Origin of the sequence: Methylobacterium sp. Leaf469 (assembly GCF_001424745.1) — a bacterium.
Lineage (GTDB): Bacteria > Pseudomonadota > Alphaproteobacteria > Rhizobiales > Beijerinckiaceae > Methylobacterium.
This window is the reverse complement of sequence record NZ_LMRE01000014.1, coordinates 18714-45062: the sequence shown is the minus strand read 5'-3', so window position 1 is coordinate 45062 and position 26349 is coordinate 18714. Positions and strand designations below refer to the sequence as shown.

Here is a 26349-nt window from a genome sequence, read left to right as displayed (position 1 = left end):
GTACTGTGTCTCAAGACACGGGAGAGTCGGTCGCCGCCAGACCTGCACAGCACATCACATCCCCTCCAGACGATCACACCGAACAGGCCGCCCCACAAAGGGCGGCCTGTTCGCGTTCGCGGGGCGGTCGATGACCAAATCGTCATGCAGGCGCCAAAATCCGCTCATGGGTGCCATCCTCTCCTCAATCGAAGAGGGGAGGGGGCATGGGATACGCTTCACCGTCGCATCGCGAGACCGTATCGTTCGACGCCATGCGACTGCTCATCATCGAGGACGACCGCGAGGCAGCGTCCTATCTTGTCAAAGCCTTTCGGGAAGCCGGTCACATGCCGGATCTTGCCCATGACGGCCTTGACGGCTACGCCCTTGCCCGCGAGGGCGATTACGATATGCTCATCGTCGATCGGATGCTTCCAAAGCTCGACGGTCTATCCCTGATCCGGTCCCTGCGCGAACAAGCCGTGACGACGCCGGTGCTGATTCTCTCGGCCCTCGGTCAGGTCGACGATCGGGTGAAGGGCCTGCGGGCCGGCGGCGACGATTACCTTCCCAAGCCCTACGCATTCTCCGAACTGCTCGCCCGCGCCGAGATCCTGGCACGTCGTCGATCGGCGCCGGCCGGAGCCGTCGAGGTCACTCATTACCGGGTCGGCGATCTCGAACTCGATCGCCTGTCGCATCGCGTCGCCCGCGCCGGTCAGGAAATTATCCTACAACCGCGTGAATTCCGGCTGCTTGAGTACCTCATGCGCCATGCCGGTCAGGTGGTGACCCGGACGATGCTGCTCGAACATGTCTGGGACTATCACTTCGATCCGCAGACCAACGTCATCGATGTTCACATCTCGCGCCTGCGCGCCAAAATCGACAAGGATTTCGACCGGCCCATCCTCCACACCGTACGCGGCGCCGGCTACGTCGTGCGTGCCGAAGAGGCACGCGGCGCCTGATGGCGGATGATGTGGCACGGTCCGGGCGTTCGGCCGGGCGGCGCGACCATGGCCGGCTCCAGAACCTATTCCGGACCACGGCCTTCAAGCTGTCCTTCGCCTACCTGCTCATCTTCACCACTTTCGCCTTTCTGGCTCTCGGCTACGTCGCCTGGAACGCCAGCCGGGTTCTCGACGATCAGATGGTGTCGACCATCGAAGCCGAGATCAGCGGCCTTTCCGAGCAGTATAAGTCCGGTGGATTGCGGCGCTTGATCTCGGTGGTCGAGCGCCGCGCCGGTGAGCCGGGGGCTTCCCTCTACCTCGTGACGACGCCCGCCGGGGAGCATGTGGCCGGTAACGTCGGTGCCTTGCCGGCTGGTCTCCTCGCCGAACCCGGGCAGACCGAAGCGGTCTACGCCCGTGGTGGCTCATCCAGCCTCGATCACCGCGCGATCATGCGGATATTCACCCTGCCGGGGGGCTTTCGCCTGGTCGTCGGTCGCGATGTCGAGGAGCGTGACCGCCTGCGCTCGGTCATCGGCGGCACCTTCGGAACCTCGCTTCTGCTGGTGATCCTTCTCGGTGTCGTCGGCGGCTGGTTCGTGGCGAGCCGCGTGCTGAAGCGCGTCGACGCCATGACGGAGACCACCCGGCGGATCATGGCCGGCGACCTCGGCGGTCGCTTGGCGGTGGCCGGCAACGGTGATGAACTCGACCGTCTGGCTCGCAACCTCAACGAAATGCTCGAGCGGATCGGCGAGCTGATGCGGGGCCTCCGCGAGGTCTCCGACAACATCGCCCACGATCTCAAGACGCCCTTGACCCGCCTACGCAACCGCGCCGACGAGGCGCTGCGTTCGCCCGCGAGCGCCGCGGACCTGCGCCTCGCCATGGAGGGCGTGATCGAGGACAGTGACGGCCTGATCAGGGTTTTCAACGCCCTGCTGATGATCGCCCGCCTCGAGGGCGTTTCCGCCCACGAACTCATGGCCGAGTTCGACGTCGGCACGACGGCCCGCGAAGTCGGGGAACTCTACGAGGCCGTGGCCGCCGACGAGGGCGTGTCCCTCGACATCGTCACGACGGGGGACTTGCGGTTCATGGGCAGCCGCGAACTCATCGGGCAAGCCCTCGCGAATCTCATCGACAATGCGGTCAAGTATGGAGCGATGAAGGAAGCGGTTCCGAACCGGGATGGCGGCTGCATCCGCATCTCCGCGGAGCGCATCGGCTGTGCGATTCGCGTTGTCGTCGCCGACCGAGGGCCAGGCATCCCGGCGGAGGCGCGTGGCCGCGTCCTCGATCGCTTCGTCCGCCTAGAGGATGCGCGGTCCCGGCCCGGATTCGGCCTCGGGCTCAGCCTCGTCGCCGCCATCGTGCGCCTGCATCAAGGGACGCTGGTGCTCAACGACAATGCCCCCGGCCTCGCCGTCGTGGTAACGCTTCCGGCCCTCGCCGTGGGAGACCCCGCATGACCGAGCCTGGCAGCCTCCATCATCGCTTGCGACGGGCGCCGCCCTTGATCGACCCGGAGGCCGCCGCCGGGCGCCTCGCCGATATCGAGGACGCGTTTCCGGCCGGATTCCTCGACGTGCCCCTGCGGGCCCTCGTCCTCGCGCTCGCCGAACAATCCCCGTTCCTGTGGCAGGCCGTGGCGCGTGACCCGGTCCGGTTCGCCGATCTGGTGTCGCGGGCGCCCGAGGCCGCGAATGCCGATCTCGTCGCCCGCCAGCGCGCCGCCGGTGACGGCGGCGACCTCGCCGCCATCGCCCGCGCCCTGCGGGTGAACCGCACCGAGCACGCCCTCCTCGTGGCATTGGCCGATCTCGGCGGGCTCTGGCCCCTCGCCACGGTGACGGCGGCGTTGTCCGACTTCGCCGACGCGTCGGTCTTGGCCGCCACCGATGCGCTCCTCGCTGAGGCGGCGGCCGCCGGGCGCTTCCTGCCCATCGATCCGGGCGACCTCCAGGCCGGGTCCGGCCTCGTCATCCTGGCGCTCGGCAAGCACGGCGCGGGCGAGCTGAACTACTCGAGCGACATCGACCTCGTGGTGTTCTTCGATCCCGCCGTCGCCCCTCTCAAGGGAGGGCTCGCGCCGACGTCGTTCTTCACCAAGCTGGCACAGGGCATCGCCAAGCTCCTGCAGGAGCGCACGGCCGATGGCTATGTGCACCGCGTCGATTACCGCCTGCGCCCCGATCCGGGCTCGACGCCGACGGCCGTGTCCCTCAACGCGGCGTACCTCTACTACGAGAACCTCGGTCAGAACTGGGAGCGGGCGGCCTACATCAAGGCCCGGCCCATTGCCGGTGACCTCGCCCTGGGCCAGCGCTTCCTCGACGACCTGCGCCCATTCGTCTGGCGGAAATACTTCGACTTCGCCTCCATCGCCGACGTCCACGCCATGAAGCGGCAGATCCACGCCGTGCGCGGGTACGACACCCTCGCGGTGGCCGGGCACGACATCAAGCTCGGGCGGGGCGGCATCCGCGAGATCGAGTTCTTCGTCCAGACTCAGCAACTCGTCTTCGGCGGACGCCGGCCTGCCTTGCGCGGGCGGCGTACGGTAGAGATGCTTGCTACCCTCACCGACGAGGGCTGGATCGACGCCACCGCCCGCGACGAGCTCGCGGAGGCCTATGAGTTCCTGCGTACCGTCGAGCACCGCATCCAAATGGTGCGTGACGAGCAGACTCAACGCCTGCCGTCGGAGCCCGGCGAACTCGAAAGCTTCGCGCGCTTTGCCGGGTTCGCGACGCTCGCGGGCTTCGAAGCGTCGCTGCTGCATCATGCCCGCCGGGTCCAGGCCCATTACGCCTTGCTGTTCGAGGCCGAACCGGACCTGTCGTCGGCGGTGGGCGACCTCGTGTTCAGCGGAACGGGTGACGATCCCGCTACCCTCGCGACTCTGCGCGCCCTCGGGTTCCGCGAGCCCGAACGCGCCGTCGAAACCGTACGCGGCTGGCATTTCGGGCGGCGGCCGGCCGTGCGTACCGCCCGGGCCCGCGAAGTCCTGACCGAGCTTGTGCCGGCGCTGATGCAGGCGCTCGGTGGAACGACCGATCCGGATCTGGCCCTCGATACCCTGGACCGGGCCTTCGCCCGTATGCCTGCGGCGCTCGAACTCCTCACCATCCTACGCTCCAACGAACGCTTGCGCCTCCTGTTCGCCGATCTCCTCGGCACCGCACCGCGCTTGGCCGAGACCGTCTCGTTCAGTCCGCATGTGCTCGATGCCGTGCTGGAGCAGGATTTCTCGGCGCCACCGCCCGAGCCTGGCGGCATCGCCGCGCATTTTCGGACCTTGCTCGGGCAGCCGAGCGACCACGAGGATTTCCTCGATCGCAGCCGAGATACGGCGCGGCACCTGCGCTTCCTCACCGGCGCGCGTCTCCTCTCCGGCATTCTCGCGCCGGTGGAGGCGGGACGGGCCTACACCGCCATCGCCGACACGGTGGTGGGGACTGCGTTCGACCGGGTGTCGCAAGCCTTCTTCGCCGAGCACGGGGCGGTACCAGGGGGACGCCTCGCCGTGTTGGGGCTTGGGCGCCTCGGGTCGTGTCAGCTCACGGCGGAATCCGACCTCGACCTCGTCGTGGTCTATGACTTCGACCCCGAGTCCCGCATGAGCGCCGGGCCGCGCCCCCTTGATGCGGCGGTCGCCTACAATCGGCTGACGCAACGCCTCGTCGCCGCGCTCACCGTGCCGACCCGGCGCGGACATCTCTACGAGGTCGACCTTCGTCTGCGGCCCGGTGGCGGGCAGGGGCCGGTGGCGGTGCAGCTGCGCAGCATTCGGGGCTACTACGATACCGAAGCTGAGCTTTGGGAGCACATGGCCCTGACCCGTGCCAGGATGATCGCGGGTGATGCCGAACTCGGCGCAGAGTTGATCGCGATGATCCGATCCATGGTGACACGGCCGCGGGATCCGTCCGAAGTCTTTGGCGCCGTGCGATCCATGCGGCGGCTCGTGGCCGAGGAGAAAGGTGATGCGGGGCCCCTCGATCTCAAGCTCGCCCCGGGTGGCCTGCTCGACCTCGACTTCCTGGCCCAGGCCCTCGTCCTTGCGCACGGCAGCCGGTTTCCGGATCTCGCCGGCCCCGCTGCAGGCGATGTGCTGGCGCTGGCAGCGGGGCATGGCCTTCTGAAGCAGGCCGAGGCCGAGCGCCTGCGGACCGCCTACCGCCAGTTCGACGATGTCCTGCATTGGCAGAGGCTGATGGTGGCGGGCGACCCGGCCCAGGGTTCCGGGGTCGTCCTGACGCGCTTGGCCGTGGCGCTGGGCATGCCGGACGCCGCTCATCTGAAGGTTCAGCTCGACGAGCGGCGCGCCGATGTGCGCAACCTCTTCGATCGGCTTCTCGCCTGACGCAGAGGCCCGAGGCGTAGCCGCGATCGTCGAACGACGCGCGCCCTCAATGGGTCAGCTCGCGGCCGGCTCCATCCAGCCCCGGCGCGGCGTCGCCCCCGCAGCGTCCCGCAAGGATGCGACCGTTTCCTGCGAAGCTTCGAAGGCCACATCGCGTAGGCGCTCGGGCGTCGGCATGGGCAGGCGCACGAACACGATGGTGCCGAGACCCTCCTGGGAGCGCAGGCGAAGGGAACCCCCGTGCAACTCGGCCATGGACCGGGCGATGGCGAGGCCGAGGCCCGAGCCCTTGTAGGTGCGGGTCAGGTTCGTCTCGACCTGCTGGAACGGAGCGCCGAGGCGGCGCAGGGCTGCCTTGGGGATGCCGATGCCCGTATCCTCGATGAAGATGTTCACGGCATCCCCCATCGGCCGGGCCTTCACGACGATCCGCCCATCGCCTTCCGGCGTGAACTTCACCGCGTTCTGAACGAGGTTGAGCAGGATCTGGTGCAGGGCGCGCTCGTCGGCCAGCACCGAGAGGCCCTCGACCAGGTCGACATGGATGCTGAGGGATTTCGCCCGCGCCGGCTCGGCCACGAGCTTCAGGGCCGCCTCGATGGCTCCCGGCAAGCCGATCTCGCGGCGTACCAGTTTCACCCGGTGCGATTCGATGCGCGACATGTTCAGGATGTCGTCGATGACCGACAGGAGGTAATCTCCACTCGCACGGATGTCCTGGCAGTAATCCGTGTAACGCGACGAGCCGAGGGCTCCGTACACCCCGGTTTCCATGAGTTCGGCGAAGCCCATGATCGCGTTGAGCGGTGTGCGAAGCTCGTGGCTCATATTGGCGAGGAACTCGGATTTCGCCTGGTTGGCCGTCTCGGCCTGGGCCTTTTGATCGAGGTAGCGCTCGGCGAGGTCGGCGAGTTGCTGAGTCTGGAGTTCGAGGGTGCGGCGCGACCGCTTGAGGTCCTTCACGGTCGCGATGAGTTCGCGCTCGGAGGCCACGAGTTGTTCCTGGTGGCGCTTCAGACTGGTGATGTCCGTGCCAACGGAGACGTAGCCGCCATCCTTGGTGCGGCGTTCGCTGATCTGGAGCCAACGGCCGTCCGTGAGTTCGGCCTCGAAGGTACGGGCGGTTGCGCCCGAATGCTCAAGTTCGCGCATCTCGCGACGGATCGGCGGAAGCACACCGCGGCCCATGATCTCGGCGTAGCGCCGCCCCGGAACAGCATCCTCGTGACTCAGGGCATGGAGATCGCGGAACTTCGAATTGCACAGGACGAGACGGTTGCCGGTGTCCCAGAGGACGAACGCCTCGGAAATGGCCTCGACGGCGTCGCGCAGGCGCATGTCCGCGGTGGCGTTCAGTTCGGCCAGGTTGCGTTGCTCGGTGACGTCGAGGGCGATGCCGACGAGATGGCGACCGCCGGCCACCGTGTCCGGTACGATCTCGGCCCGCATCCGCATCCAAGTCCAGACGCCCGAGGCGGACCGGATCCGGAACTCGTGGTCGACGGTAGACTGGCTCGCGGCGAGGTGGCGCGCCAAGCTGTACAGGTCACCGTCATCGGGATGGACCAGGGCGTTGACGTCGCCGAAGGACAGGAACTCGCGCTCGCGGCGATAACCCAGCAGGGCGTACATCGAGTCCGACCAGTAGATCCGCCCACGGGGGATGTCCCAGTCCCACAATCCGCACCGGCCGCGTCCGAGCGCCGTATCGAGGCGCTGCTTGATCTGCTCGCACACTCGATCGACCGCATAGGCCCGCCGAGTCTGCAGGACGTATGCGATGCCGGTCCCGACGATGACCAGGGCCGCCGCCCCAAGCAGGATCACGTGGTTGCGCATCCTGGCGTTCCAGGCCGCGGTCACCGCTGCGATGGGTTGCAGGACGGCGACCTGACCGCGTCCGTTCGGCAGACTGCGAAGCGCAGCGAGGGCCGGGGCGCGGTCGGCGAGATCCACCGTCATCACCCCCGCCCGCTCCCCGAGGGTCGTGAGCGCCTGCATCTCTCCGAGGTGCTCCGTGAGCGTGCGGCTTCCGGCCCAGGGGGGGGCGGACGCGACGATGCTGTCGTCGGTGCCGACGATGAGGATCTGTCGGCCGAGCGGCAGGAGATGCGGCGGCAGAAGTGCTGCGAGACGACCCTTCATCGCGGCCTCGTCCGTGTCGCCCTGGCCGAGGGACGCCGCGACAAGCCGGGTCAGTGCGTCGATCTCAGTGACCGCACGCCCGAGAGTATCCTGGCGCTGTGCATTGAGATGGAGGCATTCCACCGTCGCCAGGCAAGCGAGGAAAGCCGCCAGCAGGGCCGGAAGGGCGACACGCAGCCAGGTTTCCGCCCGCACGAACCGGATGTGCGTCGTGGTCTGTGGGCGATGGATGCCGAGGATCGTATCCGCACGCGCGGAGAGGGAAGCGGAATCCGCCTCCAGCATGATATGTCTCCGCAGCTATGGTGAAACGTCTGGGAAGCGTGACCGTGTCGCGCTTCGAATCGCATTCATAACACCATTTTCACGGCCGAGTTGTCCACGCTTTTTTATGCTTCTGTTAATCCTGACAGGAGACCCATCTGCGTGCAGAGAAGCTTGGTCAGTACTGGAATACCTGTTTCCCTACAACGGCTTGTCAGTTGTCAAGCATCCGCCCGACGATGTCGGAAACATCGCGGGACAGGTTGGCAAGTGAGCCGATTGCCGCAAGCGAGCGTTCCGCCTTGGCGTGGCGTTCCGGTTCCAGCATTCGCCAGGAGCCGAAGCCTGTGAGCAGCTTCGCCGCGATCTGCGGATTGGTCGCATCGAGGGTTTCGACCACCTCGGCCAGGAACGCATAGCCGGCCCCGTCCGGCCGGTTGAACTGGGTTGGATTGCCGACGCTGAAGCTGCCGACGAGGGAGCGCACCCGGTTGGGATTGGTCATAGCGAAAGCCGGGTGCGCCTGCAGGCGGCGGACCCGTTCCAGCGTGGTGTCCTCGGGGATCATCGCCTGGATCGCGAACCACTTGTCGAGCACCAGGGGCTCGTTCCGGTAGCGCTCGGCGAAAGCCGCGAATGCGTCCTCCCGAGCCGAGCCTGGGATCAGCGCCAGCACGGAGAGGGCGGCGAGGCGGTCGGTCATGGTCGTCGCGGCCTCGATCTGGGCCTGCGCGAGGCCGATCCCGGACTGCGGGTCGGCGACCGAGATGAGGTCGAGGGCGACGTTGCGCAGGGCCCGGCGTCCGGCTGAGACCGCATCCGGTGAGAACGGCGTACCGGCCGGGTCAGCGAGCGCGTCGCGCAGGCTTGTCAGGTGCGGGTACAGGCCCTGCCCGAGCTGCAGCCGCAGGGCCGTCCGCGCCCGGTGGATCGCATCCGGGTCGATGGCTTCGCCGATTGCGTTGGCGATGTCGCCCTCGCTCGGCACGGTGAGCACGAGGGCCGCATAGGCCGGATCGGTCAGGGCTTCCCCGTCGAGGAAGGCGGCGAGGGCCGCGACGAGACCATCCGGCTCCGGCGGCGGCACCGGGGAGTCGGCCCGTGCGTCGGCGACGAGGCGAGCCATGGCGACATCCTGCGCCGCCTGCCACCGGTTGAACGGGTCGGTGTCGTGCGCGAGCAGAACGAGGCGGTCCGCATCGGTGATGGTCTGAACCAACCGCACGGGTGCGGAAAAGCCTCGGAACAGGGACGGAACCGGAGCCTCCGACACACCCGTGACGGTAAGACTGTCGTCGGCTCGCTCCAGGATGAAGACCCCGTTCTGGACGCGGTCGCAGGCCGCCGTGTCGAGGGGGCCGCCAGCTCCGACCAAGCCCAGCGCCACCGGAATGACGAGCGGTGGGCCCTCGCGGTCGCCGCGGAGTTCCTGCCGGAACCTTAGGGTGTAACTGCGGACTGCCGCGTCGTAGGAGCCCTCGACGGTCACCACTGGGGTGCCGGGCCGATCGTACCAGCGCGCGAAGGCGCTGAGGTCGCGTCCAGAGACCGTCGCGAAGGCACCGAGGAAATCTTCCACCGTCGCCGCGGTGCCGTCGCACGCCGCGAAGTAGTGATCCATCCCCTGGGCGAACGTATCCGTGCCAAGCAGCGTGCGCAGCATCCGCACGATCTCCGCACCCTTCTCGTAGACGGTGGCCGTGTAGAAGTTGTTGATCTCGGCGTAAGCTTGCGGGCGCACGGGGTGGGCGAGCGGTCCGGCATCCTCGGGAAACTGCCGAGCCCGCAGGGTACGGACCTCGCCGATGCGGTGCACCGCCCGCGAGCGCATGTCCGACGAGAATTCCTGATCACGGAAGACCGTCAAGCCCTCCTTGAGACAGAGCTGGAACCAGTCCCGGCAGGTGATGCGGTTGCCCGACCAGTTATGGAAGTACTCGTGCGCGATGATCGCCTCGATGGCGGCGTAATCCGCGTCGGTGGCGGTCTCGGGGCTGGCGAGAACGTAGCGATCGTTGAAGATGTTGAGGCCCTTGTTCTCCATGGCGCCCATGTTGAAGTCCGACACGGCGACGACGTTGAACACATCGAGATCGTAGGCACGGCCGAACGCCGTCTCGTCCCAGGCCATGGAGCGGATGACGGCATCGAGGGCGTAGGCGGCGCGGTCCGCCTTGCCGGGCTCGACATAGATTCCGAGGTCGACGGTCCGGCCCTCGCTGGTCGTGAACCGGCCGCCGAGCCGGTCGAGGCGTCCGCCGACGAGGGCGAACAGGTAGGCGGGCTTGCAGTGGGGATCGTGCCAGACGGCGTAGTGCCGACCCGGTCCCGCTTCCCCGGCCTCGATGGGGTTGCCGTTGCCGAGCAGCACGGGCGCGTCGGCCCGGTCCGCTTCGATGCGGGTTGTGTAGACCGCCATCACGTCGGGGCGGTCGAGGAAATAGGTGATCCGCCGGAAGCCGTCGGCTTCGCATTGCGTGCAGTAGACGCCGTTCGATCGATAGAGACCCATGAGCCGGGTGTTGGCGGTCGGATCGATCCGCGTGCGGATCGTCAGGGTGAAGGGTTCCTGCGGCGGCTGCGCCAGGATCAGGGCGGTTTCCGTTATCCGGTACGCGTCCGGCGCGAGGGCGACCCCGTCGAGATCGAGGGACAGCAGCGTCAGATCCTCGCCGTCGAGCACCAGTTCGGCCCCTGCTCGGCCGGCCGGGTTGGGCCGGAGCGCAAGGGTCGCCCGAACCTCCGTCGCGTGGGGGTGCAGGAGGATGTCGAGGCCGACCCGGTCGATGAGGTGATCGCTCGGCCTGTAGTCGGCGAGCCGGATCGGGATCGGGGTTTCGGTGCGCATGGAAGCCTCGCCTGTCGCAGGCCTCCCTCTTGAATCGCTTCCGTCCCGGGCGCAACGCGCGGTCGGTGCAAAGAACCGTTGCGCGAGAGACCAACGCAGATGCGTGGCGTTGACGGGACTCGCACGGCCACCACATAGGCCGCACCCTAAGGAGAATTCACGACGATGCGTTTTCTGCACACCATGGTCCGCGTGGCGGACCTCGACCAGGCGCTCGCCTTCTACGTCGATACGTTCGGCCTCACGGAGGTCCGCCGCGTGGACAACGAGAAGGGTCGTTTCACCCTCGTCTTCCTCGCAGCGCCCGGCGACGCGGCGACAGCCCGCGAGACCCAGGCGCCGGTGATCGAACTGACCCACAACTGGGACCCGGAGACCTATTCGGGGGGGCGCAACTTCGGCCACCTCGCCTACGAGGTCGACGACATCTACGCCTTCTGCACCAAGCTGCAGGCGGCGGGGATCACCATCAACCGGCCGCCGCGCGACGGCAACATGGCTTTCGTGAAGTCCCCCGATGGGATTTCCATCGAGCTGCTGCAGAAGGGTGACGCCAAGCCGCCGCAGGAGCCATGGGTCTCCATGGAGAACACCGGGTCCTGGTAGGTCCCGGAAGCCCGCGAGGCCGATGGCCTCGCGGCACCCCGATGTCAGTCGGCGCCTGCCTCGGGGGCGGGCGTAATACCGAGTTCGGCGAGTTTGGCCGACACGGTTTCGATGGGCCGCTTGAGCCTGAGGCTGATCACCGAGATCGGCACGCGTTCTCGGGCCAGACTCCGCAATTCCTGAACCTTCTCCAGTGTCCAGGCCGTCTCGTCGGTCGCCATGGTCACCTCCATCTGGTGAAGCCAAGTGGTCCGGGGCCGGCCGCGCGGAGGCGGCGAGCGCCTGTCTTTAGATTTAGCGCCCGCGTCCGGATGCGCAACCGCTCGCCGTAAATCCGAAGTCGGCGTTCCCGAATGCCGCCGGGCGCTTGACCTCATGACGGTCCGCGGCGCACATCCGCCTCGGATCAGTCGGCCGGGCGGCCGCTCCGGACCTCGCGTCCGGGGAGGAAAGTCCGGGCTCCATGGAGAGACGGTGCCGGATAACGTCCGGCGGGGGCGACCCCAGGGACAGTGCCACAGAGAGCAGACCGCCCTGTTTCACACAGGGTAAGGGTGAAAGGGTGCGGTAAGAGCGCACCGCGGACGCGGCAACGCGGACGGCACGGCAAACCCCACCGGGAGCAAGACCGAATAGGGGCGACACGATGGGCTTTGCGGCCCGTCAGGCTTCTCTCCAGGCCCGTCGCCCGGGTTGGTTGCTCGAGGCGCATCGGCAACGATCGTCCCAGAGGAATGGCCGCCACGTCAGGGGGACCCTCACGGGTCGTCCGGGCCCTACAGAACCCGGCTTAAAGGCCGACTGATCCACGCTGGTTCTGAGTTGTGGCACCCGGCAAAACACGAACACGCGGCAACGAAAAACTTACCGTCGGTTAACCTTGCTGAGGTCTGATCGGACAGGGCCAATGCGTTGCGGCCCCGTTCGTTGACGGCGCTCAGAGGCCCATGGTACCCCGATTCATCCCGTCAACGGCGATTTTCGGATCGACGGACGCAACCCGAGACTTTCGGGGCGGCGTCCCTGCAAGCGGTCGCGCTGCGCGCCGATCCGGCGATGTCCCGTCTCTCCGCGCCGCTTCACGGCGGCTCAGACTCTTGGAAGGGACGCATGCGCGGCCTCATCCCCGTCGCGTCTTCGACGCCCCCGTTTCCCGTGCTCCGCACGTTGGTCGAAGAGGCCGGGCGATGAAGCGCATGCGCGAACCCAGACCTCCCAACGACGGGACGCCCCACGTCCCGGTGCTGCTCGCCGAAGTGCTCGCCGCCCTCGATCTGGCGGGCCGGGCACTCGCGGTGGACGGCACCTTCGGGGCCGGCGGCTACACACGCGCCATGCTGGAGGCCGATCCGTCGGTTCACGTGCTTGCCATCGACCGCGATCCCGGCGCCATCGCGGACGGAGCGCCCCTGGTGGCTTCCTCGGAGGGGCGCCTGACCCTGGTGCCGGGCCGCTTCGGCACCCTCGATGGGAGTGTTCGTGATGCCGGTTGGGGGCAGGCCGATGCCGTCGTCCTCGATATCGGCGTCTCGTCCATGCAGATCGACCAGGCCGAGCGCGGCTTCTCGTTCCGCCACGACGGTCCCCTCGACATGCGGATGGAGCGCACCGGGCGCAGCGCCGCCGACATCGTCAACGACGCCGAGGAAGCCGATCTCGCCGACATCATCTACCATTACGGCGAGGAGCGCCGCTCCCGCGCCGTCGCCCGTGCCATCGTCGAGGCGCGTCGCAAGGGGCGGATCGAGACCACCGCGGCCCTGGCCGAAGTGGTCGCCAGCGTGGTCTGGGCCGATCCGGCGAGCGGCATCAATCCGGCGACGCGGACCTTTCAGGGCCTGCGCATCGCGGTGAACGACGAACTCGGCGAACTCGTCCAGGCCCTGCACGCCGCCGAGCGCATCCTGCGTCCCGGCGGGCGCCTCGCCGTGGTCACCTTCCATTCCCTTGAAGACCGCATCGTCAAGCAGTTCTTCTCCGCTCGCAGCGGTCGGGCGGCACAAGGCTCGCGCCACCTGCCGAGCCTGGAGGCGCCGGCACCCCGCAGTTTCTTGGCCGTGACCAAGGGTCCTGTGCTGCCTTCCGATTCCGAAATCCATGCCAACCCGCGCGCCCGTTCGGCCAAGCTGCGCGCGGTGGAACGCACGGACGCGCCTGCGCCCGCGCCCCTGGCCGCCATCGAGGCCCTCGCTTCCCTGCCGGAGCGGACAGTCAGGAGCGCACGCCGGTGATCCGTCTGCTGAACGTCATGGCGGTCCTCGGGCTCATCGGCTCGGCGATCTACGCCTACTCGATCAAGTACGACACCCTGTATCAGGCCGGGCAGGTCTCCAAGGCCCGCAGCCAGCTCCACCGCGAGCGTCAAGCCATCGCGGTCCTGCGGGCCGAGTGGCAGTTGCTGACCCGGCCCGACCGGCTTCAGGCGGCGGTGGCGCGCCATCTGGCGCTGGAGCCCATCGGCACGTCCCATCTTGGGCGCCTGTCGGACCTCCCGGCGCGTCCCGAGCGCGGCGACGAAATCGGTCGACTGCTCGCGGCGACCGCGACGCCGAAGGAAAAGCCCGGTCTGAACGAGCCGCGCACCACCGGCTCGATCACGACCCGCACCGTGACCACCCGCACGACGACGACCAGAACCCCGACAACGGCTTCGAGGTAGCACCCGTGTCGCAAGACGTTATTCCGGACGCCGCTCCGCCCGAGGCCGAGTCGATGCGAGAGCACGAGTCGCTGCCAGGGGCCCTGGTCGAAGTCCCCGTGGCGGAGCCGCCTCCTCCAGCGCCGCGCGGAAACCGCGTCGTCGCCCTGGCGCGGGCGATGTTCCATCTCGCCATCGAGCGGAGCTATGCCCGCGTCGGTCTCGTCGGCCTTGGCTTCGCCGCCGTGTTCGCGACCATCGGCGTGCGCCTGGTCTATCTCGCGGCGTTCCCGGAGACGGACAACTCGGACAAGCGCGTCGCCGCCTCCGCCACCACGGCGATCCGGCCCGATATCGTCGACCGCAACGGCGAGATCCTGGCCACCGATATCCGCACGGTGTCGGTCTTCGCCGAGCCGCGCAACATCGTCGACAAGGACGAGGCGGTGGAACTGCTCACCGCCGTCCTGCCCCAGCTCAACGCTAACGACCTGCGTACCAAGCTCTCGGCCCGCGTCGGATCGACCGGCAAGGAGAAGGGCTTCGTCTGGGTCAAGCGCGAGATCACCCCGAAGCAGCAAGCCGAAGTCCACCGCCTCGGCATCCCCGGCATCGGCTTCCTGCCCGACCACAAGCGCGTCTACCCCAACGGGGTCGCGGCGGCCCACATCATCGGCATCACCAACCTCGACAACCTCGGCATCGCGGGCATCGAGAAGTACATCGATACGCAGGGCAACAAGGCGCTCAACGAGTTCGGCCTCGTGGCGAAACAGACCGACCTCAAGCCGGTGCAACTCTCCATCGATCTTCGGGCGCAGTTTGCGCTCCGCGACGAGCTCGCCTGGGGTGTCGATCACTTCAAGGCCAAGGCGGCGGCCGGCATGATTCTGGATGTCACCACCGGCGAGGTGATCGCGCTGGCCTCCCTGCCGGATTTCGACCCCAACGACCCGGCAGACGCCCTGTCGTCCGACCGCATCAACCGCATGAACGTCGGCGTCTACGAGATGGGGTCGACCTTCAAGGCGATGACCCTGGCCATGGCGCTCGATTCGGGCAAATACAACGTCAATTCGACCTTCGACACCCGGGGCGGCGTGCTGACCTGGGGCCGGCAGAAGATCCACGAATATCACGGCACCAACCGCACCATCACCATGCCGGAGGTGTTCACGCACTCGTCGAACATCGGCTCGGCCAAGATGGCCCTCGGCGTCGGCGTGCCCGGTCACAGGGCGTTCCTGAAGAAGATGGGTCTCACCGACCGTATGCGGACGGAACTGCCGGAGAGCGCCGAACCCATCGTTCCCCAGCGCTGGACCGAGATCAACACCATCACCATCGCGTTCGGCCACGGCCTCGCGGTGGCGCCGCTCCAGGCGGCCGCGGCGGTGGGTGCCATCACCAATGGCGGCAACCTCATCGTGCCGACCTTCCTCAAGACCACCGAAGCCGAGGCCCTGAAGAAGGCGACCCGGGTGCTCAAACCCGAGACCAGCGAGGCCATGCGCTTCATCATGCGCCTCAATGCCGTCGAAGGTTCGGCCAAGAAGGCCTCGATTCCGCTGTACTACGTCGGCGGCAAGACCGGCACCGCCGAGAAGGTCATCCATGGGCGCTACGTGAAGAACCGCCTGTTCACCACCTTCATGGCCGCCGCGCCCATGAACGCTCCGAAATACCTCTTCGTGACCATCATGGACGAGCCCCAGGGCCTCCCGGAATCGGGCGGCTACGCCACCGCCGCCTGGAACTCTGGCGTGGTCACGGGCCGCGTCATCGAGCGCGTTGCCCCGATCCTCGGCCTGCCGCCGCAATTCGATCCGCCGGTGAAGCCGTTCCCCCTGATGGTCAAGCTCGGCGCCTATCACGCCACCCAGGTGGACGGACGATGACCGGGGCCACCCTCGGCAGCCTGTTCCCCGAAGCGGCCGGCGATGCGACGCCGGTCTCCGGACTGACGGCGGATTCCCGCAAGGTCGAACCGGGCTTCGTGTTCGTGGCCGTGCCCGGCACGGTGGCCGATGGACGTCGCTTCGTCGCTGGCGCCGTCGCGGCGGGCGCCGTCGCGGTGGTGGGGGAGGGCGACCGCCCGGCCGGTCTCGACCTGGCCTGTCCTTACGTCGCCGTCGACGACGTGCGGCGGAGCCTGGCCCTTGCGGCGCGCAACTTCTCCGGCCAGCAGCCGACCCGCATCGTGGCCGTCACCGGCACCAGCGGCAAGAGTTCGGTCACGGACTTCGTCCGTCAGATCCTGTCGCGGCTCGGATGTGAATCGGCCAGCCTCGGCACGGTGGGCATCGTCACCAACCGGGGCGCCACCTACGGCTCCCTGACGACGCCGGACCCCGTGACCCTACAGGCGACGCTGGGGCGGCTGGCGGCCGACGGCATCACGGACCTCGCCGTGGAGGCCTCCTCCCACGGCATCGAGCAGCGCCGCCTCGACGGCGTCGAACTCTCCGCCGTCGCGTTCACCAATCTCGGGCGCGACCATCTCGATTATCACGCCACCCTCGACGATTACCTCGCGGCCAAGCTGCGGCTGTTCACGACACTTGCCCAGCCCGGCATTCCGGCGGTGATCAACGCCGACGGCGCCTACGCCAAGGTGGTCATCGCGGCCGCCCTGGCGCGGGGCTTGAGCCTGCGCACGACCGGACGGGCCGGCGAATCCGTTCGGCTCCTCGCCGCGCGGACGGAGGGCTTCTGCCAGCACCTCGACGTGCTCGCTCCAGGCCTTGGCGGACAGACTCAGTATGCGGTGCGCCTTCCCCTTGTCGGAGGGTTTCAGGTCGAGAACGCCCTCCTCGCCGCCGGTCTCGCCCTGGCGACCCCGGCCGGCGAGGCCGATCCGGCCGGCGTGATCGCAGCGCTGGAACATCTCACGGGCGTGCCCGGCCGCATGGAGCGGATCGGCGAGGCGAACGGCGCCCTCTGCCTCGTCGACTACGCCCACAAGCCGGAAGCCCTCGAAGGCGTCCTCACGGCGTTGCGTCCGTTCGCGACGGGGCGCCTCGTCTGTGTGTTCGGCTGTGGCGGAGACCGCGACCGGGGCAAGCGCCCGATCATGGGCGCCATCGCGGCCAAGGGCGCCGACTGGGCGATCGTCACCGACGACAACCCGCGCTCCGAGGATCCGGCTGCGATCCGCGCCGAGATCCTGGCGGCTGCGTCCGACGCGACTGAGATCGGCGACCGCGCCGAGGCGATCCGTACGGCCGTCCGGGGTCTGTCGCCCGGCGACGTCCTCGTGGTGGCCGGCAAGGGCCATGAAACCGGCCAGATCGTCGGCACAACCGTCCTGCCGTTCTCGGACCACGACGTGCTCCGGGCGGCCATCGCGGAGCGTGCGGCATGAATTCCCCCCTGTCCGACGTGCCTCTCTGGACGGGGCAAGCCCTCGAGGCCGCCACCGGCGGGACCCTGCACGGTGACCCGAAGCCCATCACGGGCGCCTCCATCGACACGCGCAGCCTGCAGCCGGGCGACCTGTTCTTCGCCATTCGTGGGGAGGCCCGCGACGGCCACGACTTCGTGCGCGATGCCCTGTCGCGCGGGGCCGCCGCCGCCGTGGTCGCGGCCGATCGCGCGGCGGAATTCGGCGGAGCCGGTGCGGTGCTGGCCGTCTCGGGCGCGAGCGACGACCCCGTCCTCGACGCCATGCGGGCGCTCGGCCTCGCCGCCCGCGCCCGTACCAAAGCCGGTATCGTCGCGGTGACGGGGTCGGTGGGCAAGACCGGCACCAAGGAGGCCCTGCGCCACGTGCTGTCGGCGCAGGGGCGCACCCATGCCTCCATTGCGTCCTACAACAACCACTGGGGCGTGCCCCTGACGCTCACACGCATGCCGGCCGACGCCGATTACGGCGTGTTCGAGATCGGCATGAACCACCCCCGGGAGATCGTGCCGCTCGCTGCCATGGTCCGGCCGGACATCGCCCTGGTGACCACCGTGGAGCCCGTGCACATCGAGCACTTCGCCTCGCTGTCGGCCATCGCCGACGCCAAGGGCGAGATCTTTTCCGGGCTGCGCGCCGGCGGCACCGCGATCCTCAACCGCGACAACCCGAGCTTTTCGCGATTGCTGGCGCATGCGCAGGCGTCCGATGCCGGCCGGGTCGTCAGCTTCGGCGAGCACCCCGAGGCCGATGTCCGGGCGCTCCGCATCGTCCTGCGGCCCGACCTCTCCGTGGTCGACGCCGTGGTGATGGGCATTCCGGTGACCTACCAACTCGGCACCCCGGGACGGCACACGGCGATGAATTCGCTGGGCGTCATGGCGGTGGTCCACGCGCTCGGGGCCGACCTCGCCATGGCCGCCCTGTCGCTGGCGGCACTCCGGCCGCCCGTGGGGCGCGGCGAACGCACGGCCCTACGGATCGGGGAAGGCGAGGCCTTCCTTGTCGATGAGAGCTACAACGCCAATCCGGCCTCCATCCGGGCGGCTCTGGCCACCCTTTCGGCCATCGAGACCGGCCCGCGCGGACGCCGCATCGCCGTTCTGGGCGACATGCTGGAACTCGGGCCCGCCGGTGCGGACCATCACCGCGACCTCGCCGACGCCGTCGAGAAAGCGAACGTCGACCTCGTCTTCACCGCCGGCCCGCTCATGCGTCACCTGTTCGAAGCGCTTCCCTTGAGCCGACGCGGCACCTGCGCGGCGACCTCGGGCGAACTCATCGATTCCGTGCTCGGCATCCTGCGGACCGGAGACGCCGTGATGGTGAAGGGATCCAACAGCATCCGCATGGGCCGGATTGTCGAAGCTCTCAAAGCCCGGTACGCGAACCCCGGACAAGCTGCGACGGCTCAGACGATCGCTCTCTGAGACGCCCGCTCACGGCCGGGAGGGCGGGGTCCGCGGCCCCGCCTGTCCGGAATTGATCCTCGAAAACCGCGGCCAGGTGCTGGATGCTGTATCTTCTGTCGGACTTGAGCGGCACCCTGTCGCCGCTCAACGTCTTCCGCTACATCACCTTCCGCACCGGCGGCGCGCTGTTCACGGCGGGCCTGTTCGTATTCTGGTTCGGGCCGCTCATCATCTCGCTCCTGCGCCTGCGCCAGGGCAAGGGCCAGCCCATCCGCGAGGATGGACCGCAATCGCACCTGCTGACGAAGCGCGGCACGCCCACCATGGGCGGTTTGATGATCCTGGCCGGCGCCATCGTGGCGATCCTGCTCTGGGCCAACCCGCGCAACCACTACGTCTGGGTGGTGCTGGCCGTGACCCTGGGGTTCGGCGCCATCGGCTTCTACGACGATTACCTCAAGGTGACGAAGCAGTCGCACAAGGGTTTCTCGGGCCGCTTCCGCCTGCTGCTGGAAGCGGCCATCGCGCTCGCCGCCTGCACGGTCATCGCGGTGTACTCGCCGGCCGCCCTGCAGAACCACCTGGCGTTTCCGGTGTTCAAGGACGCGCTGCTGAACCTCGGCTGGTTCTACGTGCTGTTCGCCGCCTTCGTCATCGTGGGCGCGGGCAATGCCGTGAACATGACCGACGGCCTCGACGGCCTCGCCATCGTGCCGGTGATGATCGCCTGCGGCACCTTCGGGGTCATCGCCTACCTCGTCGGCAACGTCTTCACCGCCGGATACCTCCAGGTGAACTACGTCCGCGACACCGGCGAACTCGCGGTGGTCTGCGGTGCGGTGATCGGGGCGGGCCTCGGCTTCCTGTGGTTCAACGCGCCGCCGGCCCAGATCTTCATGGGCGATACCGGCTCGCTGGCGCTCGGCGGTCTGCTCGGCACCGTGGCGGTGGCCACCAAGCACGAGATCGTCCTCGCCATCGTGGGCGGCCTGTTCGTCCTCGAGATGATGTCGGTGATCATCCAGGTCGCGTCGTTCAAGCTCACCGGTAAGCGGGTCTTCCGCATGGCTCCGATCCATCACCATTTCGAGCAGAAGGGCTGGAAGGAGCCGCAGGTCGTGATCCGGTTCTGGATCATCGCCGTGATCCTGGCACTCGCTGGTCTCGCCACCCTGAAGCTGCGCTGATGACGCCCGCCTCCTGCTTCGCCGGCCGCAAGGTCGCCCTGTTCGGCCTCGGTGGCTCCGGCCTCGCCACCCTGCGGGCCCTGCGGTCCGGCGGGGCCGATGTGCTGGCCTGGGACGACAGCCCGGAAAGTGCGGCGCGGGCTCGCGAACAAGGGTTCACCGTCTCGGACCTGCACGCGGCCGACTGGACGGAGTTCGCGGCCCTCATTCTCGCTCCCGGCGTACCCCTGACCCATCCAGTCCCGCACTGGACCGTGGACAAGGCGCAGGCCGCCGGCATCGAGATCATCGGCGACATCGAGCTGTTCTGCCGCGAGCGGGCCCGGATCGCACCCGCCGCTCCCTTCGTGGCCATCACGGGCACGAACGGCAAATCGACGACCACGGCTCTCATCGCGCACATCCTCGGCCGAGCCGGCCGGGACGTGCAGATGGGCGGCAACATCGGCACCGCCATCCTGTCTCTTGCGCCGCCCGCGCCGGACCGCATTCACGTCATCGAGCTGTCCTCGTTCCAGATCGACCTGACGCCGTCGCTGAATCCCGGCATCGGCGTGCTCCTCAACGTCACCCCCGACCACCTCGACCGCCACGGGACCCTGGAGCTCTACGCCGCCATCAAGGCACGCCTGATCGCCGGCTCGGCCCTCGCCGTCGTCGGCATCGACGACGCCCCGAGCCGGGCCATCGCCGATGGGGTCACGTGCGCTATCGTGCGGGTGCACGTGGGGGAGGGGATGCTGGAAGGAAGCCTCGCAGCCCGCGACGGATGCGTGTTCGGGGCGGACGGCACGGTCCTCGCCGATCTCGACGGGATCGGCACCCTGCGCGGTGCCCACAATTGGCAGAACGCCGCCGTGGCCATCGCCGTGGTCCAAGCCCTCGGCCTCGACGCCGAGGCCATCCTGGCTGGTTTGAAGACCTTCCCGGGCCTGCCCCACCGCATGGAGGAGGTCGGCCGCCGCGGTCGGGTGCTGTTCGTCAACGATTCCAAGGCGACCAACGCCGACTCGACGGAGAAGGCGCTCACCGCCTTTCACGACATTCACTGGATCCTCGGCGGCAAGGCCAAGGCGGGGGGCATCGAACCGCTCGTGCCGCTGTTCGGCCGGGTCGCCCACGCCTACCTCATCGGCGCGGCGAGCGACGCCTTCGCCGCCACCCTGGAGGGGCGGGTGCCCTACACCCGCTGTGGCACCCTCGACGTCGCCACCGAGAAGGCTGCGGACGCGGCAGCGGCGTCCGAGGCGGCCGAACCCGTGGTGCTGCTTTCCCCGGCCTGTGCTTCCTACGACCAGTTCAGGAGCTTCGAGGATCGGGGCGACCGGTTCCGGGATCTCGTGCGCCGCCTCACCCGGTAGACTGACGGCGTTCGACGCCTCGGCGATCGGTTTCATCGGGGCTTAACCGCCGCGGTCGCATGGTCCGTCTCCAGTCGGCATGCTGCCGCGTTCGAGACCGCGCCACGATGAAGCAGATCGTCTCCGTGCAGGTTCTACGGGGTCTCGCCGCCCTCATGGTCGTCTTCGGACACGCCCAGCACCACGCCTTCGTGCAGAGCGGGAAGCTCGGCGGATCCTTCGAGCGCGTGCACCTGCTCCCCTGGGGCGCGGGCGTCGACATCTTCTTCGTCATCTCCGGTTTCATCATGGTCTACGCCTCCGAGAAGCTGTTCGGACGGCAGGGGGCCGCGAGCGAGTTCCTCGGCCGGCGTGTGGCCAGGATCGTCCCGCTCTACTGGATCTTCACCGCCCTCTACGTGGCGGTTGTGAGCATCGGGCTTGCCGGCACCACCAAGGAGGCCGCCGGTCCCACCACCATCCTGGCGTCGTTCGGCTTCTGGCCGGCCTACGCGCCCGGACAATCCGTTCCGTTGCCGGTCCTGGAACTCGGATGGACCCTCAATTACGAGATGTTCTTCTACCTCCTGTTCGCCGTGTTCATCGGTCTGCGGCGCGAGCGGGCGGTGATGACGGTGGCGGCCACTCTCGGCGCCCTCGTTGTCGTGGGGCTGGTGATGCAGCCGAGCGCGGCGGCGCCGTTCTTCTGGACGCGCCCGATCATCCTCGAGTTCGGGTTCGGAATGGGCCTCGCCCTCCTGCTTCGCAACGGCGTCTTGCTTTCGGGCCTCGCCCGGAGCGTCCTCCTCGCCGGCGGCTTCGCGATCCTGTTCGTCGACCCCATCGACTCCGTTCATCAAGCCATGGGATGGACGACACCGAACGATATCGCGCGGGTGATCGGCTGGGGTCTCCCCGCCGCCCTCATCGTCGCCGCCGCCGTGCTCGGTCGCCAAGCCGGTCCGTCGCCACTCGCGCGGCTCGGCCTTCTCCTCGGCGATGCCTCCTACGTGCTGTACCTCAGCCACCCCTTCGTGATCGTCGGAACCCGCAAGGCGGCGCAAGCGGCCGGCCTGGAAGAGCCATCGACCCTTTGGCCCATCGTCGCCGTCACGCTCGTGGCGTCCTGCGTCGTCGCGGTGATGATCCATCGCTGGATCGAAAGGCCGGTGACCGGCTTCGTTCAAGGGCTCCTCGTCCGCCGAGGGGCGCCGACGCCACTCACCGCCTGAGGCACGGGACGATTATCGCGGAAAAAAATCCGGACGGGCGCGTCCTTAAGGCTTCGCTGACACGCCTGTTCCATACTGAGGGGCAGCCGCACGCCTCGCGGCGGATTGGACGATGACGATGGCAGCGGGCTGGGCAGGGAGCACGTTCGACGGCGGCGCGGCGACGCCAGCGCGCCACGCCATATCGGCTCACCTCGAGTCCCTTGGTTACCTCCTCTTCGCGCTATTCATCTTCTTTACGTGTTTCACGTTCATGAAGCCGTCGCCCTATGATTTTCTTGCGCCGCCGACCATTCTGCTCTGGTTTCTGCTGGACATCAGGCTCTATCGCGCAACGATCATCATTGTTGCGCTGCTTCTGATCTATCTCGCCGCGATCCTCGTCTCGCTGATCCCCTATCTCGATGAAGCCCTTCCGGTCGAGTGGACCTATCAGACCGTCTATCTCGGGATCACGGGCATCTTCTTCGTGATGTTCTTCTCGGACGACACCGCCAAGCGCGTGACGTTCGGGCTCAAAGCGTATCTGGCCGGCTGCCTGTTCGCCGCGATCTGCGGCATCCTCAGCTATTTCGACATTATCGGCGAAGCCATCCTGTACAAGATGGACGGTCGGGCCTCAGGCGTCTTCCAGGATCCCAACCTCCTGGGGTCGTTCCTCATCCTGTCGGCTCTGTATCTCATCCGCGGATTGCTAGTGGGAGAAACGCGACGGGTCTTCCTGTCCGTGGCGGCCCTGCTGGTTATTCTCGCCTGTGTCTTCCTTTCGTTCTCGCGCGGGTCCTGGGGCGCTTGTGTCATCGGCATCGCGCTGACCGTCGGGCTGACCTGGGCGACTACCCCGTCCCGGATCGTCCGTCGGCGCATCGCGCGCCTGTCGGCCCTGGCGATGGTCGTCGGCGCGCTGCTGATCGGGGGCCTCCTCTCCGTCGACAGCATTGCCGAACGCTTCACCGACCGGGCCCAGGTCACGAAGAGCTACGACGAAGGCGAGACCGGGCGGTTCGGCAATCAGCGCCGGGGCATCCCGATGCTCATCGATCGTCCCCTCGGTTTCGGGCCCTTGCGGTGGCGGCTGGTCTTCGATCTCGACCCGCACAACACCTATATCGGCGGGTTCGCCAACGGAGGCTGGATCGGCGGATTCGCCTTCCTGGGCATCGTGTTGACGACGACGTTCGTCGGGTTTCGCCTTTGCCTCCAGCCCTCGCCGTATCAGGGGCTGAGCCAAGTCGTATTTCCGGCACTCCTGATGTTCTTCCTCCAGGCGTTCCAGATCGACATCGAGAAGTGGCGCCACGTCTACATGATGCTCGGGATGGTGTGGGGCCTCGAAGCCGCCCGCCTGGCCTGGCGTGCCGGCCGCCACGACGCCGACGCGCAGCTTCCCGGAGTTTCATAAGTTTCATGCCCCGAACACAGCCCGCCCGGACCAGCAGCGAGGCTTGAAACCTGCCGAATGCAGGTGATCCTGCACGAAATCTTTGCGCGATGGTGCGGCGCACAACTATCCGTAGCTTAAAATCTGATCGGACGTTTGCGCTTCACAGCGAAGTTTGGCACTCAAGGAGAGCAATTCCGGGGAGGAATGCGATCACACCATCGGGCGTCACGTCCCATGCGCGCCAATCACGAGGCAAGCCAGGACGACGAACCAGGACCACACGGCAAGCCAAGCCCATAAACCGCGCCCGACGGCTGAGGGATCATCTCGCGATCACCCAAGGACGGTACGAATGACCGCATTGCTGCTGATCATCCTGGGCGGGCTCTGCGCCGTCGCCTACGGCATCGTCACGATCAACGACGTCCTGCGCCGAGACGCCGGCACCCAGCGCATGCAGGAGATCGCCGGTGCCATCGCGGAGGGCGCCCAGGCCTACCTGCGCCGGCAATACGCCACCATCGCCGCCGTCGGTCTCGTACTGTTCGTCGCCCTGGCTTTCTTCCTCGGCCTCAAGGTCGCGATCGGCTTCCTCATCGGCGCGGTGCTCTCGGGCGCCGCCGGCTTTATCGGCATGAACGTGTCCGTGCGCGCCAACGTCCGCACGGCCCAGGCCGCCTCGACCTCGCTCGGGGCGGGCCTCGACGTGGCGTTCAAGTCGGGCGCCGTCACCGGGATGTTCGTCGCCGGCCTCGCGCTCCTCGGGGTCGCCCTGTACTACGGCTACCTCACCCGCATCGCCGGACTGGCGCCCGCCAGCCGAGAGGTCATCGACGCCCTGGTTGCCCTCGGCTTCGGCGCCTCGCTCATCTCGATCTTCGCCCGCCTCGGCGGCGGCATCTTCACCAAGGGCGCCGACGTCGGCGGCGACCTCGTCGGCAAGGTCGAGGCCGGGATTCCGGAAGACGACCCGCGCAACCCCGCCACCATTGCCGACAACGTCGGGGACAATGTCGGCGATTGCGCCGGGATGGCCGCCGACCTGTTCGAGACCTACGCAGTGACCGTGGTCGCCACCATGGTGCTGGCGGCGATCTTCTTCGCCGGGCAGACCGACGTCGCCGGCCGCAACGTCCTGGAGGCGATGCTGCTCTATCCCCTGGCCATCGGCTCGGCCTGTATCCTCACCTCCATCGCGGGCACCTACGCGGTCCGGCTCGGCGCCAACCAGTCGATCATGGGCGCCCTCTACAAGGGCCTGATCACCGCCGGCGCCCTCTCCATCGGCGCCATCGCGCTCGTGAACTTAGCCCTGTTCGGCAGCTTCTCCACCACCTTCACCACCAATGCGGGGGTGAGCTTCACCTCCGGCGGCCTGCTCGGCTGCGCCGTCATCGGCCTCGTCATCACGGCGCTCATCGTGGTGATCACCGAGTATTACACCGGCACCAACTTCCGGCCGGTCAAATCCATCGCCGATGCCTCGGTGACGGGCCACGGCACCAACGTGATCCAGGGCCTGGCGGTCTCGCTCGAATCCACCGCCCTGCCGGCCCTCGTCATCGTGGCGGGCATCATCGGCACCTACTCGCTCGCGGGCCTGTTCGGCATCGCCATCGCGGTCACCGCCATGCTGGCGCCCGCCGGCTTCATCGTGGCGCTCGACGCCTTCGGACCCGTCACCGACAATGCCGGCGGCATCGCCGAGATGGCGGGCCTGCCCCCGGAGGTCAGGAAATCCACGGACGCCCTCGACGCGGTCGGCAACACCACCAAGGCGGTGACCAAGGGCTACGCCATCGGCTCGGCCGGTCTCGGCGCCCTGGTGCTGTTCGCCGCATACACCTCGGACCTGAACTACTTCATCGCCAACGCCAGCCCGACCCAGTACCGCTTCTTCCAGGGCGTCACCGTCGATTTCTCGCTCTCGAACCCCTACGTCGTCGTCGGCCTGCTGCTCGGGGGCCTGATTCCGTTCCTGTTCAGCGGCATGGCGATGACGGCGGTGGGGCGTGCCGCCGGCGCCGTGGTGGAGGAGGTCCGCCGCCAGTTCCGCGAGAAGCCCGGCATCATGCTCGGGACCGACCGGCCGGATTACGGCCGGGCCGTCGATATGCTCACCCGGGCGGCGATCAAGGAGATGATCCTGCCCTCGCTCCTCCCGGTGCTGTCGCCCATCGTCCTGTTCTTCGCGATCCAGGCCATCGCCGGCAAGAGCCAGGCTTTCGCCACCGTTGGCGCCTCGCTCCTCGGCGTGATCCTCACGGGCCTTTACGTCGCCATCTCGATGACGTCGGGCGGCGGCGCCTGGGACAACGCCAAGAAGTACATCGAGGACGGGCACCACGGCGGCAAGGGTTCGGAGGCCCACAAGGCGGCCGTCACCGGCGATACCGTCGGCGACCCCTACAAGGACACCGCCGGCCCCGCCGTGAACCCGGCGATCAAGATCACCAACATCATCGCCCTCCTGCTCCTGGCTGTGCTGGCGCATTACTGACGGTGATAGCCGACCCAAAGATCCGCCTTTTGACCCCAATGTTCCGCACGTAATCAACCTAGAGTAAGGCGAGGCGAGCCATG

At 67.8% G+C, this 26349-nt stretch carries 17 protein-coding genes and 1 other RNA gene; 15 read left to right on the top strand and 3 right to left on the bottom strand.

Features of this window, described 5'->3' with window-relative positions; genetic code table 11:
- Positions 1 to 254: 254 nt before the first annotated feature.
- Genes ASG60_RS10370 through ASG60_RS10360 form a run of 3 tightly spaced genes read left to right on the top strand, consistent with a single transcriptional unit; the run spans position 255 to position 5307 of the window.
- Positions 255 to 953 carry a response regulator transcription factor gene (locus ASG60_RS10370; protein ID WP_056385422.1) on the top strand — a complete coding sequence of 233 codons (699 nt, stop codon included), beginning with the start codon at positions 255 to 257 and terminating at the stop codon, positions 951 to 953.
- Positions 953 to 2410: a HAMP domain-containing sensor histidine kinase gene (locus ASG60_RS10365; protein WP_056385416.1), complete on the top strand. Its 1458-nt coding sequence runs from the start codon at positions 953 to 955 to the stop codon at positions 2408 to 2410. The genes ASG60_RS10370 and ASG60_RS10365 overlap by 1 nt, the downstream gene beginning before the upstream one ends.
- A complete protein-coding gene (locus tag ASG60_RS10360) occupies positions 2407 to 5307 on the top strand; it encodes a bifunctional [glutamine synthetase] adenylyltransferase/[glutamine synthetase]-adenylyl-L-tyrosine phosphorylase (protein ID WP_056385415.1) in 2901 nt (966 codons plus the stop codon). The genes ASG60_RS10365 and ASG60_RS10360 overlap by 4 nt, the downstream gene beginning before the upstream one ends.
- A gap of 54 nt (positions 5308 to 5361) precedes the next feature.
- Here the strand turns inward: ASG60_RS10360 and ASG60_RS10355 are convergent, their stop codons facing one another.
- Entirely contained in the window at positions 5362 to 7737 is a 2376-nt protein-coding gene (locus ASG60_RS10355) for a PAS domain-containing sensor histidine kinase (protein WP_056174185.1), read from the bottom strand.
- 193 nt (positions 7738 to 7930) lie between these two features.
- A complete protein-coding gene (gene pepN / locus ASG60_RS10350; RefSeq protein ID WP_056385413.1) occupies positions 7931 to 10564 on the bottom strand; it encodes an aminopeptidase N in 2634 nt (877 codons plus the stop codon).
- A gap of 165 nt (positions 10565 to 10729) precedes the next feature.
- On the opposite strand from pepN, the gene ASG60_RS10345 reads away from it, so the two are divergent.
- Complete coding sequence (locus ASG60_RS10345) at positions 10730 to 11170, top strand: VOC family protein (RefSeq protein WP_056363370.1); 441 nt, start codon at positions 10730 to 10732, stop codon at positions 11168 to 11170.
- 44 nt (positions 11171 to 11214) lie between these two features.
- Here ASG60_RS10345 and ASG60_RS23140 read toward each other — a convergent pair whose 3' ends face one another.
- A complete protein-coding gene (locus ASG60_RS23140; RefSeq protein ID WP_200918899.1) occupies positions 11215 to 11391 on the bottom strand; it encodes a hypothetical protein in 177 nt (58 codons plus the stop codon).
- Between the two features lie 185 nt (positions 11392 to 11576).
- Here ASG60_RS23140 and rnpB point away from each other — a divergent pair.
- The 11 genes from rnpB to ASG60_RS10290 all read left to right on the top strand — a co-directional run bounded on the left by rnpB (position 11577) and on the right by ASG60_RS10290 (position 26266).
- An RNA gene (gene rnpB, locus ASG60_RS10375) (RNase P RNA component class A) lies at positions 11577 to 11979 on the top strand.
- A gap of 387 nt (positions 11980 to 12366) precedes the next feature.
- Positions 12367 to 13401, top strand: coding sequence for a 16S rRNA (cytosine(1402)-N(4))-methyltransferase RsmH (gene rsmH, locus ASG60_RS10335; RefSeq protein ID WP_200918898.1), 1035 nt, complete (start codon positions 12367 to 12369; stop codon positions 13399 to 13401).
- Entirely contained in the window at positions 13398 to 13829 is a 432-nt protein-coding gene (locus tag ASG60_RS10330) for a hypothetical protein (RefSeq protein ID WP_056174196.1), read from the top strand. The genes rsmH and ASG60_RS10330 overlap by 4 nt, the downstream gene beginning before the upstream one ends.
- Positions 13830 to 13834: 5 nt before the next feature.
- Positions 13835 to 15706, top strand: coding sequence for a penicillin-binding protein 2 (locus ASG60_RS10325; RefSeq protein WP_156368913.1), 1872 nt, complete (start codon positions 13835 to 13837; stop codon positions 15704 to 15706).
- Complete coding sequence (locus ASG60_RS10320) at positions 15703 to 17172, top strand: UDP-N-acetylmuramoyl-L-alanyl-D-glutamate--2,6-diaminopimelate ligase (protein WP_056385411.1); 1470 nt, start codon at positions 15703 to 15705, stop codon at positions 17170 to 17172. The genes ASG60_RS10325 and ASG60_RS10320 overlap by 4 nt, the downstream gene beginning before the upstream one ends.
- Positions 17173 to 17180: 8 nt before the next feature.
- Entirely contained in the window at positions 17181 to 18641 is a 1461-nt protein-coding gene (locus ASG60_RS10315) for a UDP-N-acetylmuramoylalanyl-D-glutamyl-2,6-diaminopimelate--D-alanyl-D-alanine ligase (RefSeq protein WP_056385420.1), read from the top strand.
- 83 nt (positions 18642 to 18724) lie between these two features.
- The gene (gene mraY / locus ASG60_RS10310; protein WP_056094024.1) at positions 18725 to 19810 is read left to right on the top strand and encodes a phospho-N-acetylmuramoyl-pentapeptide-transferase; all 1086 of its coding nucleotides are present in this window, start codon (positions 18725 to 18727) and stop codon (positions 19808 to 19810) included.
- Entirely contained in the window at positions 19810 to 21171 is a 1362-nt protein-coding gene (murD, locus tag ASG60_RS10305) for a UDP-N-acetylmuramoyl-L-alanine--D-glutamate ligase (RefSeq protein WP_056385409.1), read from the top strand. Before mraY ends, murD begins: the two co-directional genes overlap by 1 nt.
- A gap of 107 nt (positions 21172 to 21278) precedes the next feature.
- A complete protein-coding gene (locus ASG60_RS10300; RefSeq protein WP_056385407.1) occupies positions 21279 to 22382 on the top strand; it encodes an acyltransferase in 1104 nt (367 codons plus the stop codon).
- Between the two features lie 112 nt (positions 22383 to 22494).
- On the top strand, positions 22495 to 23784 hold the full coding sequence (locus tag ASG60_RS10295; protein ID WP_200947664.1) for an O-antigen ligase family protein: 1290 nt from the start codon (positions 22495 to 22497) through the stop codon (positions 23782 to 23784).
- A 334-nt stretch (positions 23785 to 24118) separates the two neighbouring features.
- Positions 24119 to 26266 carry a sodium-translocating pyrophosphatase gene (locus ASG60_RS10290; protein ID WP_056385405.1) on the top strand — a complete coding sequence of 716 codons (2148 nt, stop codon included), beginning with the start codon at positions 24119 to 24121 and terminating at the stop codon, positions 26264 to 26266.
- Positions 26267 to 26349 lie beyond the last annotated feature (83 nt).

Bases quoted from the DNA above. Each gene is read 5' to 3' on its own strand.
- ASG60_RS10370 (WP_056385422.1), top strand. From the start codon at position 255: ATGCGACTGCTCATCATCGAGGACGACCGCGAGGCAGCGTCCTATCTT.
- ASG60_RS10365 (WP_056385416.1), top strand. From the start codon at position 953: ATGGCGGATGATGTGGCACGGTCCGGGCGTTCGGCCGGGCGGCGCGAC.
- ASG60_RS10360 (WP_056385415.1), top strand. From the start codon at position 2,407: ATGACCGAGCCTGGCAGCCTCCATCATCGCTTGCGACGGGCGCCGCCC.
- ASG60_RS10355 (WP_056174185.1), bottom strand. From the start codon at position 7,737: ATGCTGGAGGCGGATTCCGCTTCCCTCTCCGCGCGTGCGGATACGATC.
- pepN (WP_056385413.1), bottom strand. From the start codon at position 10,564: ATGCGCACCGAAACCCCGATCCCGATCCGGCTCGCCGACTACAGGCCG.
- ASG60_RS10345 (WP_056363370.1), top strand. From the start codon at position 10,730: ATGCGTTTTCTGCACACCATGGTCCGCGTGGCGGACCTCGACCAGGCG.
- ASG60_RS23140 (WP_200918899.1), bottom strand. From the start codon at position 11,391: ATGGCGACCGACGAGACGGCCTGGACACTGGAGAAGGTTCAGGAATTG.
- rsmH (WP_200918898.1), top strand. From the start codon at position 12,367: ATGCGCGAACCCAGACCTCCCAACGACGGGACGCCCCACGTCCCGGTG.
- ASG60_RS10320 (WP_056385411.1), top strand. From the start codon at position 15,703: ATGACCGGGGCCACCCTCGGCAGCCTGTTCCCCGAAGCGGCCGGCGAT.
- mraY (WP_056094024.1), top strand. From the start codon at position 18,725: ATGCTGTATCTTCTGTCGGACTTGAGCGGCACCCTGTCGCCGCTCAAC.
- murD (WP_056385409.1), top strand. From the start codon at position 19,810: ATGACGCCCGCCTCCTGCTTCGCCGGCCGCAAGGTCGCCCTGTTCGGC.
- ASG60_RS10300 (WP_056385407.1), top strand. From the start codon at position 21,279: ATGAAGCAGATCGTCTCCGTGCAGGTTCTACGGGGTCTCGCCGCCCTC.
- ASG60_RS10295 (WP_200947664.1), top strand. From the start codon at position 22,495: ATGACGATGGCAGCGGGCTGGGCAGGGAGCACGTTCGACGGCGGCGCG.
- ASG60_RS10290 (WP_056385405.1), top strand. From the start codon at position 24,119: ATGACCGCATTGCTGCTGATCATCCTGGGCGGGCTCTGCGCCGTCGCC.